General features: G+C 63.8%; 10 protein-coding genes and 1 tRNA gene. 1 reads left to right on the plus strand and 10 read right to left on the minus strand.

From position 1 onward, the window contains the following. Nucleotides 1-46 precede the first annotated feature (46 nt). Nucleotides 47-1447 (minus strand): amidase, encoded by a 1401-nt coding sequence (locus ACO1P8_RS22355; protein WP_486298043.1) that lies wholly within the window; start codon nt 1445-1447, stop codon nt 47-49. A gap of 258 nt (nt 1448-1705) precedes the next feature. On the opposite strand from ACO1P8_RS22355, the gene ACO1P8_RS22360 reads away from it, so the two are divergent. After that, nucleotides 1706-1779: transfer RNA gene (locus tag ACO1P8_RS22360), tRNA-Cys, on the plus strand. A 258-nt stretch (nt 1780-2037) separates the two neighbouring features. On the opposite strand, the gene ACO1P8_RS22365 is transcribed toward ACO1P8_RS22360, so the two are convergent. The 9 genes from ACO1P8_RS22365 to ACO1P8_RS22405 all read right to left on the minus strand — a co-directional run bounded on the left by ACO1P8_RS22365 (nt 2038) and on the right by ACO1P8_RS22405 (nt 13066). Then, a complete protein-coding gene (locus ACO1P8_RS22365; protein ID WP_486298044.1) occupies nt 2038-2361 on the minus strand; it encodes a helix-turn-helix domain-containing protein in 324 nt (107 codons plus the stop codon). Beyond that, entirely contained in the window at nt 2351-2734 is a 384-nt protein-coding gene (locus ACO1P8_RS22370; protein WP_486298045.1) for a type II toxin-antitoxin system RelE/ParE family toxin, read from the minus strand. The genes ACO1P8_RS22365 and ACO1P8_RS22370 overlap by 11 nt, the downstream gene beginning before the upstream one ends. A 113-nt stretch (nt 2735-2847) precedes the next feature. Then, nucleotides 2848-3117, minus strand: coding sequence for a hypothetical protein (locus ACO1P8_RS22375; protein WP_486298046.1), 270 nt, complete (start codon nt 3115-3117; stop codon nt 2848-2850). A 63-nt stretch (nt 3118-3180) separates the two neighbouring features. Further along, the gene (locus ACO1P8_RS22380; RefSeq protein ID WP_486298047.1) at nt 3181-4503 is read right to left on the minus strand and encodes a c-type cytochrome; all 1323 of its coding nucleotides are present in this window, start codon (nt 4501-4503) and stop codon (nt 3181-3183) included. Between the two features lie 12 nt (nt 4504-4515). Then, the gene (locus tag ACO1P8_RS22385) at nt 4516-6291 is read right to left on the minus strand and encodes a GMC family oxidoreductase (protein WP_486298048.1); all 1776 of its coding nucleotides are present in this window, start codon (nt 6289-6291) and stop codon (nt 4516-4518) included. A 3-nt stretch (nt 6292-6294) separates the two neighbouring features. After that, nucleotides 6295-7029, minus strand: coding sequence for a gluconate 2-dehydrogenase subunit 3 family protein (locus tag ACO1P8_RS22390; RefSeq protein ID WP_486298049.1), 735 nt, complete (start codon nt 7027-7029; stop codon nt 6295-6297). A 226-nt stretch (nt 7030-7255) separates the two neighbouring features. Continuing rightward, on the minus strand, nt 7256-8698 hold the full coding sequence (locus ACO1P8_RS22395; protein ID WP_486298050.1) for a cytochrome-c peroxidase: 1443 nt from the start codon (nt 8696-8698) through the stop codon (nt 7256-7258). A 26-nt stretch (nt 8699-8724) separates the two neighbouring features. Beyond that, nucleotides 8725-11004: an alkaline phosphatase family protein gene (locus ACO1P8_RS22400; RefSeq protein WP_486298051.1), complete on the minus strand. Its 2280-nt coding sequence runs from the start codon at nt 11002-11004 to the stop codon at nt 8725-8727. Nucleotides 11005-11047: 43 nt separating this feature from the next. Next, entirely contained in the window at nt 11048-13066 is a 2019-nt protein-coding gene (locus ACO1P8_RS22405) for an alkaline phosphatase D family protein (RefSeq protein WP_486298052.1), read from the minus strand. Between the last annotated feature and the right edge of the window lie 36 nt (nt 13067-13102).

The raw sequence follows: 13102 nt of genomic DNA on the forward strand, positions 1-13102 counted from the left end.
CTCGCTTGTCAGCGCGGAATGATGCGAATTTCCATCGTTTCCGCCATCAATCCAGCCCTTCCGGCCGCCGCTCGTGCCAGCGCGTCACCTGCTCGTATGCATATGCGGCACGCAGGATCACAGGTTCATCGAACCCGCGCCCGACGAATTGCACCGACAACGGCAACCCCGCCGGAGAAAATCCCGACGGCACCGCGATCGAGCACATATCCAGCAGATTGCCCATGCGATTCAGGCGCGCCAGTGTCGACGTGGTTTGGTCCACCTGGTCCACCGGAATCGCGGGCAGCGGCGTCGTCGGCAGCAGCAGGAAATCCGCGCCATCCATCGCCGTCATCATTTCGGACTTGGCCCGCTCGCGCGCCTTGAGCAGATTCAGGTACTCCGCCGCGCCGATGGCCCGTCCCGACAGCACCCGCCGCCGCACATATGGATCCACCACCAGGTCGTCGCGTTCGGCGATGGCACCCAGATTGGCATAGCCTTCGGCGCTCATGATCCCGCCCGCCATGTTCATGGCTTCCACGGACCCTTTCGGCAAGCGCCGCCGCACCACGCACAAGCCCAGCGACTGCAGCGTGTCCAGCGCCTGGTCGTAGGCTGCCAGCACGGCCTCGTCGACGCCTTCGCGTTCCTCGTCCGGCATGGCCCAGACCCGCATGCCATCGGCGCCAACGCGCAGGCCCGGCAGCACGGACCGTACCGGCGCATGGCGCGAAGCCGGATCGAGCGGATCCGGACCGGCGATCGCATCCAGCATCAAGGCAGCGTCCGCGACGGTGTGCGTCATCGGCCCCACGGTATCCAGGGTCGCGCTAAGGGGCATCAAGCCGTCCCGGCTGACCAGCCCGACCGTCGTCTTCAAGCCCACCAGTCCGCACATCGACGCCGGAATGCGCACCGAACCGCCCGTATCCGTGCCGATCGCCGCGCAAGCCAGCCCGCCGGCCACGGCCACGCCCGATCCGCTGCTCGATCCGCCCGGCACCCGGTGCGTGCGCATGTCCCAGGGGTTGCGGGGCGTTCCGAAGGACGAATTGGTACCCCACCCGCCAAAGGCAAACTCCACCGTCTGCGTCTTTCCCAGCACGATCGCGCCCGCGCCTTGCAGCCTGCGGACCACGGTCGCCGTATGGTCGGAGATGCGTGCCGGCAGCGACTTCGAGCCGTACGTCACCGGCCGGCCGGCGATATCGAACAGATCCTTGATCGCCACCGTGACGCCATGCAGCGGCCCCAGCACGATGCCCGCCTCGCGCAACTGGTCCGCGGCCCGCGCCGCGGACATCGCCGCGTCGGCGTAGACGTCCATGTAGGCGTGGAGCGCGGGATCCAGCCGCTCGATCCGGTCCAGCCGCGTGCGCACCAGCGCCTGGCTGGTCAACGCGCCGCTGTCCAGTTCGCGGCCGATCTGTTCAAGGGAAGCAAAGGCATCAACGGAACTCATGGGTTCCTCCAGGCTGGGGGAGCGGGCGATGTGACGCGACATCGTACCTCCGCACGGGGCCCGTAGGACGGTCTTGCGGACGGTCTCGCCCAACGGGATAGCGAAGACTGGTTTGATAGCCCGCGGCACCGCGCCCCATCCCCCCGGAGGCCGCCTCAAACGGCCCGAACCGGGCGGCCGTGCAGCTGTCGCCGGATGATGTTAGAATCTTTGGCTTCCTTCCGGCGCCCCTGTGGGCGATCGCCAGGAAAAAATAAAGGCGCAATGGCAGAGTGGTTATGCAGCGGATTGCAAATCCGTGTACGTCGGTTCGATTCCGGCTTGCGCCTCCAGACACATCAAGGCCCGCATCGCTCGATGCGGGCCTTTTCGTTTTGCCTGTACGGCTGCCAGGGGCAAGCCAGCAGAAGACCCATCCCGATTTTGTTGAGACTGGCGACTGGCCAGCGGCCACTTAAGGAAGCCACTTAAGGAAGCCACTTAAGGCAGCCACCTGCACCGTCAGGCAATTTGGCGATGATTTCCAAATCACCACCCATGGCAGATCAAATACGTATAGCGTTCGATCGGGTGCCCATCAAGCTGCCGAATCAAGCCAGCACATCAAGCCCGTGTTTCTTTACGACCTGCAGCAACCGCGCCGCGATACCGCTCGGCTGCTTCGCGCCGCTTTCCCACTTCTGCACGGTGGAAGTGCTCGTGTTGAGGTACTTGGCGAACACGGGCTGGCTGACTTTTGCTGCCCTGCGAATCTTCACGATGGCCTTTGCGTCGAAGTGTGGGGCCTCAGCGAGACACATCTCATCGAACTCTCGCATCGTTTGTTTGCTCACCGCACCAGAACGCTGAAGGCCGGCGGCCGCGCTATGAATAGCCTCGAACGCATCACTTTTGAATCGAGATTTAGTCGCCATTACTGACAATCTCCCTGAGTTCCTTGATCTTGAGCTGGTCATCGAGCTGCGCACTGCTCATGGCCGCGAACAGCGTAGCCAACCGTTTGAACGCAGCCTCTTCAGCCTGGTCGATGTTCTCACGATCATTCTTTGCGTACAGGTACACGAAAAACCAGTGGTCCCCCACCTTCTCAACGACAATACTGCGATGCATGTTCTTGTGGAGACGCTTCTTCCAGACATTACCGCCCAGGTTGTCGCCTTTGCCCTCGGCCAGATCCTTGCCGGCGCGCAGCAGCTCTTCATCGAGAATCTGTGCCTTGGCAGCAAGCTTGGCAAATGCCCTGGTCTTGAAAAAACGGGGTTGTTTTTTGCGCATTGAATCTGCCATCTGGATTTGCAAATATAGCACTGGGTGCTATATTTCTAAAATCGGTTCCGGCTTGCGCCTCCAGACACATCAAGGCCCGCATCGCTCGATGCGGGCCTTTTCGTTTTCCCTACTTACCCCAGTTGCTGCATCAGCCGCGCCTCGACGGCACGCTTCAGCCGGGCCAGGGTTTCGGCCGAGGTGGGATCCTCCACGTCGATCATGACTTCGGTCCAGGTGTCGATCGGCCCTGTGCCGCCCTGCTGGGCGTACGGCGATTTTGCGTCGATAGTCCAGACGGGGGTGCTATTGCCGTCGTCGACGCGATCCTTGATGGCCCCGACGTACTTCACTTTCCGGAAATCGCCCGTTGGAATCTGGTTTTCGGTAATGACTCGCTGCATGGCTATCTCCCGGTGGGTAAGCCTTCGATGGTACTCCACAAAGGGCGCCGGCCCGGTCCGGCGTTATCGCACCGGGGCGGGCTCCGCCCCCACCTCCTTCCGCACCTTGGCGACCTGGTCCGCGCTCACGGCGGGGGCCTGGTTGCCCCAACTATTGCGCACGAAGGTCACGACCGCGGCGACCTCGGCATCGGTCAGGCGATAGTCGAAGCCCGGCATCGCGTATGCCGTGGGTGCCGAGCGGGTACCCGGCATCTGCGCGCCCTTCAGCACCAGATGAATCAACGAGGCGGGATCCTTGCTCAATACCGTCGAGCTTTGCGCCAACTGCGGGAAGGTTTCCGTATATCCCTTGCCGCTGCTGCGGTGGCAGGCCGCGCAGTTGTTCAGGAAGGTGATGGCGCCGTCGCTCTTGTCGCCGCCCGTGCGCAAGGCCTGGCCCGTCGCATCGTTGTAGGCGAGCTTGGGCGCACCCTCCTTATCGGCGGGCTTCAGCGTCTTCAGGTAGGCCGCGATGGCGTTCAAGTCGGCGTCGCTCATGTATTGCGTGCTGTCCTGTACCACCTGCGCCATGCCGCCGAAGGCGGCGGAATGCGCGTTGCGGCCGCTCTTCAGGAACGCGACGATGTCTTCCTTGCTCCACCCGCCCAGTCCGCTATTGACGTCGCCGCGCAGGTCCTTCGCCAGCCAGTTTTCCACGACGGCGCCGGACAGGAACTCCGGACCGCCGGCGTCGGTGGACGCCTTTTCCTGCAGCGCGAAGCCGCGCGGCGTATGGCAGGCGCTGCAATGGCCCAGGCCCTCGACCAGATAGCGTCCGCGCAGCACCTCGGCGCCGCCGGCAGCCGCCGCCGGTTCGCCGGCACCGGGGGCCGCCTCGGCGGCAACGTCCGGCGCGAACAGCGCCCGCCAGATGCCCAGGGGCCAGCGCATCGATAGCGGCCACGGAATATCCGCGTCCTTGTTTTGCTGGCTGACCGGCGCCACACCGTGCATGAAGTATGCGTACAGCGCTTTGACGTCGTCGGGCCGGATATGGGCGTACGAGGTATAGGGCATGGCCGGGTACAGGTTGCCGGTGCCCTTGCCCACGCCATGGCGCACGGCGCGGTCGAAGTCCTCGTAGCTGTAGCCGCCGATGCCGGTGCCCTTGTCCGGCGTGATGTTGCTGGAGTACACCGTACCTATCGGTGTCTCGAAGGGCAGGCCGCCGGCGTAGGGCTTGCCGCCCGGCACGGTGTGGCAGGCCACGCAATCGGCCGCGCGCGACAGGTATTCGCCTTGCTTAATCATTTGCGCATCGGCATTGCCCGCCGCGGGCGCCTGCGCCCAGGCCTGGGTAGCCGCCAGCGTGAAGGCGGCGGCGATGAGATGTGGCTTCATCATGTTGACGCCTCCTTATGCCTGCACCAGCGGGCCGGGATTCTTCAGATATTGCTCGCGGATATGATGCGCGGCCCAGTAGGCCAGCCCCCCGACCAGCCCCGTCGGGTTGTATCCCATGTTCTGCGGGAACAGGCAGGCGCCCATCACAAAGACATTGGAAACGTCCCAGCTCTGAAGATACCGGTTGACGACGCTTTCCTTGGGATTCGTGCCCATGATCGCGCCGCCGGTGTTGTGCGTGCTCTGGTAGACGCGGGTGTCGTAGTGCGAGCCCTTCTTGCGCACAGCGACGAAGTGCTTCTCGGGGTTCATGGCCTTGGCGACCTCGTCCATGCGCGTGCCGAGGTGCCCGATCATGTCGAACTCGTTATCGTGCCAGTCGAAGGTCATGCGCAGCAGCGGTTGGCCAAAGGCGTCCTTGTAGGTCGGATCGAGCGAGAGATACGCGTCGCGGTAGGACATGACCGATCCCGAGATGCCGATGCTCATATAACGCTGGTAGGTATCCTGCACGGCTGCCTTCCACCCGCTGCCCCAGCGCGGCGCGCCCGGCATGGTGGGCGTTTGCGCGATGGGCCGGCCGCCATAGCGGATATGCCGGATCGAAGCGCCGCCGATGAAACCCAGCGGCCCGTGATCGAACTGGTCGCCATTCAGATCGTCCATCGATACGCCGCCCGCACCCGTGCCGACGAAGGGATTGAGCTGCGTGCCTTTGGGCAGCAGGACATTGACCGCGCCGTTCATTTGGTAGGCGTAGTTCTTGCCCACCGTTCCTTCGTTGGTGGCCGGATCGTAGGGCTTGCCAATGCCGGAAAGCAGCAGCAGGCGTACGTTATGCATCTGGTACGCGGTCAGGATCACCAGATCGGCCGGCTGTTCGACCTCCCGCCCCTGCGCGTCGATGTAGGTGACGCCCGTCGCCTTCTTGCCCGACGAATCCAGATTGACCTTGAGCACGTGCGAATGCGTGCGCAGTTCGAAATTCGGCTTCTTCAGCAGAACCGGCAGGATGGTGGTCTGCGGCGAAGCCTTGGCGTACATATAGCAGCCGTAGTTCTCGCAAAAGCCGCAGAAGTTACAGGGCCCCAGGCGCACGCCGTAGGGGTTGGTGTACGGCTCGGATGCGTTGGCAGCTGGCGCCGGATAGGGGTGGAAGCCGACCTCGCGCGCGGCTTTCTCGAACAGCTGCGCGCCCAGGGTATTGGGCAGCGGCGGCACCGGATAATCCTTGCTGCGCGCGCCTTCCAGCGGATTGCCGCCGGGGACGATCTTGCCCTGGAGGTTGCCCGCCTTGCCCGACGTGCCGCATACATACTCGAACTGGGTGAAATAGGGTTCCAGTTCCTCGTAGGTCACGCCGAAATCCTGGATCGTCATGTCCTCCGGGATGAACTTCTTGCCGTAGCGTTCCTCGTAGCGCGTGCGCAGCTGCAATTCCTCGGGCAGTACCCGGTAGTGCATGCCGTTCCAATGGAAGCCCGCGCCGCCCACGCCGTTGCCCAGCAGAAAGGAACCGTTTTGCCGGTAGGGCACCGCAAGATCGTTCACCCCGTGGCGGATGGTCACAGTTTCCTTGGCCAGTTCCTGGTAAAGCTTGCCGCGTATCGAGTACGCCAGTTCGTCGATGACCTTCGGATATTGCGCATCGGTCGGCGTATCCCGCATGGGGCCGCGCTCCAGCGCCAGCACATTGAGGCCCGCTTCGGTCAACTCCTGACCCATGATCGCGCCGGTCCAGCCGAATCCGACCAGCACCACGTCGACTTTCTCTCGCTTGATCGCCATCGCTCAGCCCTTTTCTCCGGAAATGGACACGGGTCCGTACGGGTACTTGACGTTGGGCTGGTCGGTCCAGTCCGCGAAGTCCGCGCGGGCCCCCGGAAAGCCCACCATCTTCCACCCCGCCATCTGTTTGTTTCCCCCATAAATGGGATCGGCGAAATAGCCTTCCTTTGTGTTGGAAAGCAGGAAGTTGAAGAAAGTGCGCGACGGCACGTTGTCGAAGGCGATCTTGCCGGTGTCCAGATCCTTGAGGACCTGCTCCTGCAGCGGCTTGTCCAGGTCGACGAATACCTTGCCGTGCTGCTGCTTGCACCATGCATCGCATGCGGCGATGCCGTGGCGATAGACATCGCGCGGCGTCTGGTTGATCTGGTAACCCAGCTCCGGCACCACATCGGGATGAAACGGACCTTGCATATACCACAGCTGGCCGTGGCCCCAGGGCGTTTCCATCTGCCGGTCGATGAACTCCGGAACCCCGGCCTCGATGGCGCCGGCACCGTACTGGTCGGCCGGGATCAGGTGATCCACCGCGGCAGCGACGAACTTCCATTCCGCCTCGGTGAAGTACGTGGGAGTGTAGGGCTTGGGGGGATTCGCGTTTGCCGCCGCGGTGGTCTGCGCCGGCTGGCCGGTACACCCCGTTTGGCTCACCGCTGCACCCGCGGCCAGTGTCGAGGCGGGCACGATGGCCAATACCTGCTGCAGGAAACGCCTGCGCGGCTCTCGCTCTTGCGTCATGAAGCTTCTCCGTGGAAACCGGCAGCGAAACAGCCTCTTCCACCATTCTTCGGGCTGTACTTCGCCGGAGCCGGACCCGGCACTTATATCAGATACCGCCTTACAGGGTGTTAACGCGCATCGGCCGCCGGCGCCAGGATCGTCCCGCCCGGCGCCAGCGCTACCGCCTCAGAACGCCCCTCGATAAGGATCGTTTTTTTGCATTTACACCCCGCACCGCATCCTCTCAGCTCACGCAATCCTTCTGGGCCTCGGTGGGCGGCGCGTCGGGCCGGTAGTCGTCGGTCAGCGTATTCAGGAAGCAGATCAGGTCGTGCACGTCCTGCTCCGACATCGGGGGCTTGGAGCCGGCCGCGCGGCCGTCCAAAGGCATCTGGGTATCGATATTGCCCCAGTATCGCGCGGGCAGGTCGTTGTACTTCTGCACTTTGCCCGTCCCTTTCGCATATTGCACGGTGATCAGCCCGTAGGTCGGATAGTCCTTGTCGTAACCGGGATCGCCTGGCTTGAGCACCTTGCCGCCGACGGTCGGATACCACAGCTGCGGATTGGTATCGCGCGTGTTGTAGAAGCGGATCGCCTGTTCCAGCGAATGAATGACGCCGTTGTGGAAGAACGAGCGGCGCAGCGCGACGTTGCGCAGCGTCGGGGCCTTGAACATGCCGCAGAACCTGCTGGGCTTGCCGTCCTCCGTCAAGGCATGATCCGGCCGCTGCGGGCCGCACAGGCCCATGTCGAAACGCTTGGCGTCCTTGTCGTTGGCCGGGATATCGTTGCGGTTGGCCTGCGGTCGCGTCGCGTGGATGTCGTTGCGCGGCACGCCGATGGCCTCGTACGAGAAGTCCGTGAACAGGGCGCTGCTGCCGCGAAAACCCGCACCCTGATAATGGCACGAGGCGCAATTGCCCGTGCCCGGATCCGTGAAGACCTTCATGCCGCGCAACTCGGCCACGGTCAGCTCGCCGCCTTTCTTGTTGGAGGTGTACAGGTCGAACTTGCTGTTGTACGGCCGGAAACTGACATCTTCCAGCTGGAAGGCCTGTAGCGCCGCAGTAATGTCGTGGAAGGCGGCGGCGGTATCGTCGAAGGCATGATCGCCGAAAGCCTGGCGGAACAACGGCGCATAGTCGGCCGCCTTGACCTTGGCCACCACGGCGGCGGCCGATGTGTTGGCCATCTCCACCGGATCGAGCAACGGTCCCTCGGCCTGCCCGGCGTGATCCGCGGCGCGGCCGTCCCAGTCGAAGCCGCCGCCGGGCCCGGGCACGCTGATCGCGTCGGGATTGTCCAGCAAATCGGAATACGGCGGCGTCTTGTCCTTGTAGCGCAGCGAAGGCACGGCGCGCACGCCGCGCTCGGCCATGGCGGCGCCACCCGGTTGCGCGGCCAGGTCGTTGGGCGGACCGTAGGCGAACTTCGGATCATGGCAGGTGGCGCAGGACATCCTGCGCGAACCGGACATGTTGTGGTCGAAGAACAGCCTCTGCCCCACCTGGGCCGCCAGGCTGAGCGGCTGCTGCCGGATCACGGGGTTGTGCCAGGGGGCTTCCTGCGCGGCCTGCCCCGGCGGGGACGCGACCGTGCCCTGCCCGCCGCTCCCGCCCGCGGCCACACCCGCCACGGCCGCCATCGCCAGCAGCGCGATCGCCACCGGAACACGCTTGCGCATGAAAAAACCTTTGGATTGCGGAAGTTTCACTTCACCGCCCAGACGCTGACCTGCGTCTTGTCCGGGCCGATCTGCGGCGGCATGGCCGCGTCGGTCGACTGCTTCTGGCGGTAGTCGGCTGGAATCACGTAGGCGTGATTCATCGGACGAACCGAGTCGAAGTGCGTGTCGCCGCTGTTCGCATACTCCGGCAGGATCTGCAGGTGCTCGGCGATGAACTTCTCGGTGTACTTGGCGCGATTCATGTACGAGCCGTCGATGGCCGGGTCGGCCAGCTGGAACATGTCCTGCATGGTGCGAACGAAGGAGAAATGGCTGTATGCGTCGCTGTCCACCACGCCCTTGGGCGCCTTGGGCTGGTTGGTCACGACCAGGAAGATCGAATTGCCGTGGCCGTGGTTGCCTTCCGTATAGTTGACCACCGTGGGATCCGGCGTGAAGCTGCCGTCGGGGTTCTCCTTAAGCGGCTGCGACACCGTGCTGTTGCTGACGTTCCAGCCGCAGCAGGAATTGAAGCCGCTGCTGGCCGTGGCTTCGTCGAACATGATCACGATCGCCGAACGCTGTTGGGTGTTCTTCCATACCCGCGACGCCTGGATTTTCTTGATGATGTAGTCGACGTAGTTGTCGCCACGGGTGATTATCGCGGGGCTGCCGCAGTCGGTGATAAGCGCGCCGCCCGTGGTTTTCACCGTCGTGCCGTGCATGTCGTCGCACTGGTCCGGGATCAGGAAGTTCAGCGCGCCGACGTCGCCGCTGTCCAGGTCCTTGCCGAACTGGTCTACCTCATAGTTGGCGGGAACCACATACTTGGTGCCGTTCTGCATGTTGGCGTCGAACTGTCCGCCACCCAGGGTGCGATTGCTGAAGAAGAAGTCCGGCAACAGGCGCGCGTCCTGGTAGGGCATTGCCGGATGGTGCTTCGTCCGGTACATATTGCTGGCCAGGGGTACCGTGCCGCCCGACGGGATGGGGGTGGGATCGTTGCCTATGCCGTTCGGATATGCGGTATCCACACCGGTGATGGCGGCGTCGGCGACACTGTCCGTGCGGGGGTCCTGCCCGGGATTCATCGTTTCGCCGTAGACGCGCCAGTTCATGCCGGCGTTCTCCAGCGCCGTGAACAGGTTGGGCGCCGTAATGTTGTGGTTGGTGCCGTTGCAATTGGCCGTCGCGCTGAAGGGCGAGGACACCAGGCCCGGCTTGTCATGGGTGGGCAAGGGGTCCTTGGGCGCATTGGCGCCGGTGGCGCTGCAATTCCACTGCGAATCATCGGTAATACCGAAGTCGTCGCCGCCGCCGACCGCGGTGTAGTTGGGCTCGCTGGGCTGGCCGGTCGAAAAATAATTCGTCAGCTGGTTGTTCTCTTTCAGGTACTTGGCGATCTTGGGTGCGTAAGGCTGGTTGAGAATCGTATTCGAGCCCTTGTTTTCCAGGAATAGAACGAATAGATGGTCGTAGCGCGGGATGCCCTCCACATTGAAGGCCGCCTGTTGCGCCTGCAGGAAGGTGATCGGCTTGCGGGTCTCCGGCGTGGTCGCGGTCTCGGGCGTGACGTTGATCTTATTGGTCAATTCCGGATCGCCGCCGGGCACGGCCAGCGCATCGGGATACAGGTCCCCGCGATCGAGCTTGGTCGTGGCGTAGGTGTAGCGGTTGCCCAGCTGGTTGGCTTCGAACAGCAGCGACGTACGGGTGGCTCCCTGCGTGGCGTGCACGTCGACGATGACGTCGGCGGCCTGCACGTTCAGGCGGGCGGCCAGGTTGGCCTTCTCCGCGGCATAGCTGCTGTTGTCGTCCTCGACCATGCGCTGGATTTCGCTGGACATCGGGCTGATGACGATCTTGCCTGCACCCTGGTCCTGGATCTCTTCGGCCGAGACACGCAGCGCCATGCGCCTGGCGACTTTCATTCCGCTGGCGCTATTGACCGCGTCGGTGCCGACATCGGCCAGCAGCGCCGCCACAGCCGGGGCCTGCAAGGAGAAGGCACCGTTGCCGTCGGTGGTGACCGGGTTCTCTTCCGGGTCGCATTTGCCATTGGTGTTGGCATCGATACAGACCCTGGCGTTCTGGAAATAAGCGGCATCGATGTTGGGATTCGTCGTGCTGCCCGGCTGGTAATTCGAGCCGGTCACCACGCCCTGCATGGTGACGGTGGCAGACGTGTCATTGCTGGCGGTGGGACTGGACGAACTGTCATCGCCACCGTTGCAACCGGCCAGGGCCAGGGCCGCGGCGATGGCCGTCAGCGAGGCGTAAAGCGGCGCGCGCCGCGAGTCACGAGAGTGCTTGGATACGATCATGGACCTTTCCCTCTACGGAATGAGGTGTACGGAATGGACGGGTTCAGACGGCCAGGTTGACGGCAGGCACGCCCGTGTCGACCGTCACGGTCGTGGTGCCGGCCACCGCCGGCGCGGCGGGCAGCTCGCCATTGACCAGCGGCTTCATCTTGCGGAAATCGCAGGTCAGCCGGTCCGCGGTCAGCGTCACCACGGCATAGCCCTGGGCGTCGGTATCGACGTACTTCAGCCACGTGTTGAAGGTGGACATCGTGCCGTTGAGCTTATTGGTCACGTTCTGGTAGACCAGCGGCTGCAAGCCCGCCAGCGAGGGCTGCGCATGGACTTCGTCCACGTAGAACCTGAACAGCGAAGTACTGGATACACCGGCCGTCACCAGGTCCACCATCACCGGCGTCGGCGAACTGGCGTCGAAATCGTCCATGACCGGGCCGGAGAAGAACGCATGGATGTCGCCTGTCAACGCCACCACGTTCGGAATGGTGTTGTTCTTCAGGAAGGCCATCATGTCCTTGCGCTCGGCGTTGTAGCCGTCCCACTGGTCCGCGTCGAACAGGATGACGTTCAGGAACGACACCGGCGGCAGCATCGCGTTGATCGCCGCGACGGAGGCGTTGACGGCGTCCACGCCGAATGCCGTGTCGAACAGCGCATGTATGGCGGTAAAGGCGCCAGGCAGCGTGCCCGAGGTCTTGATCGCCTGGATGTCCTGGCGAACGGCCGGCAGAATGGCCGTGTTGCGCAAAGGCGCCAGGTCGCCCGGGTCCGTCGCCACGATGGCATCGGTGACCAGTTGCACCACGGCCTCCTGGCCATCGACCTGCATGCGCAGCAACGACACCTCGTTGCCCCACAGGCGCCAGGCGGTCTTGGGCTTGCTTGCCAGCATCTGGTCCTTCCACCAGGCCAGCTGCGTGCTGCCCAGCATGGACTGCGTACCGCCCGCGGCGATCTTGGCCTGCTCGGCGGCGGCCAGCGTGTCCCGCCCGACCAGGTAACGGCTGCCGAGGAATCCGCCGGTCGCCGATTCCGGAATGACATGGTCGTCGCGGTACAGCCGTTCGTCGGTCATCACCAGCGTGGCCAGCGAGCCGAAGGTGAAGGAACGATAGATCCGGATGTTCTCGAAGGACGGATTGTTCAGGTCCAGCGTGACGTCCGCGGGCATGAACTCGAACCACGCCTGGCTGGCGCTGCGGCGGCGGGCGAGCTGTTCGGTCTCGTCGTCCGTGGCCGTGTAGGTCTGGTGATCCTGCCAGGCATCGTCGGAGAACTCATGGTCGTCCCAGATCGCGATCATCGGAAAGCGCGCGTGCAGGGCCTGCAGCCGAGGATCCGAGCGATAGCTCTTGTACAGGGCGCGGTAATCCGCCACCGTGGTGGCGTAAACCGACCCGTCGTCCAACTTGGTTCCGTTGGGCAGGGCCAATGGCGCATGCGTCTTCTCGGTCTGGCCGGTCAGCACGCGGGCGGGCAGGCTTTCGTAGATGTAGTCGCCCAGATGGACGACGAAGTCCAGGTCTTCATTCAGCATTTCGCCGAATGCCGCCCAATGGTTGGCGTTCCAGTCCTGGCAGGAGATGAAGGCGAACTTCAATTGCGCGACGCCCGCGCCGTCCGCGGGCGCGGTTTTAGTGCGGCCTGCCGTGCTGGTGACCGTGCCCGCGACGAAGCGATAGAAATACGGGGTCGTGGGCTCCAGGCCGACGACCTTGTGACGCACCGTGTAGTCCCACGACGGATCGGCCTCGATCGTCTCGTTGACCAGCAAGGCCGAGAACGTATCGTCCGTGGCGACCTGGACGATTACCTTCACCGGGTCCGTGCCGTTGGCGCCTTCCACACGGGTCCAGAGGATGATGCTGTCGGGCCGGGGATCCCCCGATGCGACGCCCTGCGCGAAAGACACCGGCGCGGGATTGCCGGGGCCGGCCGGGGCCGTCTCGCCGCTGCTGTCATTGCCGCTGTCGTTATTGTCGCCTCCGCACGCGGTAAGCGTGCCGGTCATGGCGACCGAGACAGTCAGGAAGCTGCTCCACTTGATGAAATTTCGACGGTCCATGTTCACGGATGTATGGGGTTGTCGATCGTCGAACCG

The organism is Bordetella sp. (genome assembly GCF_057362025.1).

Excerpts from the sequence above, each read along its gene's own strand:
- ACO1P8_RS22355 (WP_486298043.1), bottom strand. The coding sequence starts at position 1,447 with ATGAGTTCCGTTGATGCCTTTGCTTCCCTTGAACAGATCGGCCGCGAA.
- ACO1P8_RS22365 (WP_486298044.1), bottom strand. The coding sequence starts at position 2,361 with ATGGCGACTAAATCTCGATTCAAAAGTGATGCGTTCGAGGCTATTCAT.
- ACO1P8_RS22370 (WP_486298045.1), bottom strand. The coding sequence starts at position 2,734 with ATGGCAGATTCAATGCGCAAAAAACAACCCCGTTTTTTCAAGACCAGG.
- ACO1P8_RS22375 (WP_486298046.1), bottom strand. The coding sequence starts at position 3,117 with ATGCAGCGAGTCATTACCGAAAACCAGATTCCAACGGGCGATTTCCGG.
- ACO1P8_RS22380 (WP_486298047.1), bottom strand. The coding sequence starts at position 4,503 with ATGATGAAGCCACATCTCATCGCCGCCGCCTTCACGCTGGCGGCTACC.
- ACO1P8_RS22385 (WP_486298048.1), bottom strand. The coding sequence starts at position 6,291 with ATGGCGATCAAGCGAGAGAAAGTCGACGTGGTGCTGGTCGGATTCGGC.
- ACO1P8_RS22390 (WP_486298049.1), bottom strand. The coding sequence starts at position 7,029 with ATGACGCAAGAGCGAGAGCCGCGCAGGCGTTTCCTGCAGCAGGTATTG.
- ACO1P8_RS22395 (WP_486298050.1), bottom strand. The coding sequence starts at position 8,698 with ATGCGCAAGCGTGTTCCGGTGGCGATCGCGCTGCTGGCGATGGCGGCC.
- ACO1P8_RS22400 (WP_486298051.1), bottom strand. The coding sequence starts at position 11,004 with ATGATCGTATCCAAGCACTCTCGTGACTCGCGGCGCGCGCCGCTTTAC.
- ACO1P8_RS22405 (WP_486298052.1), bottom strand. The coding sequence starts at position 13,066 with ATGGACCGTCGAAATTTCATCAAGTGGAGCAGCTTCCTGACTGTCTCG.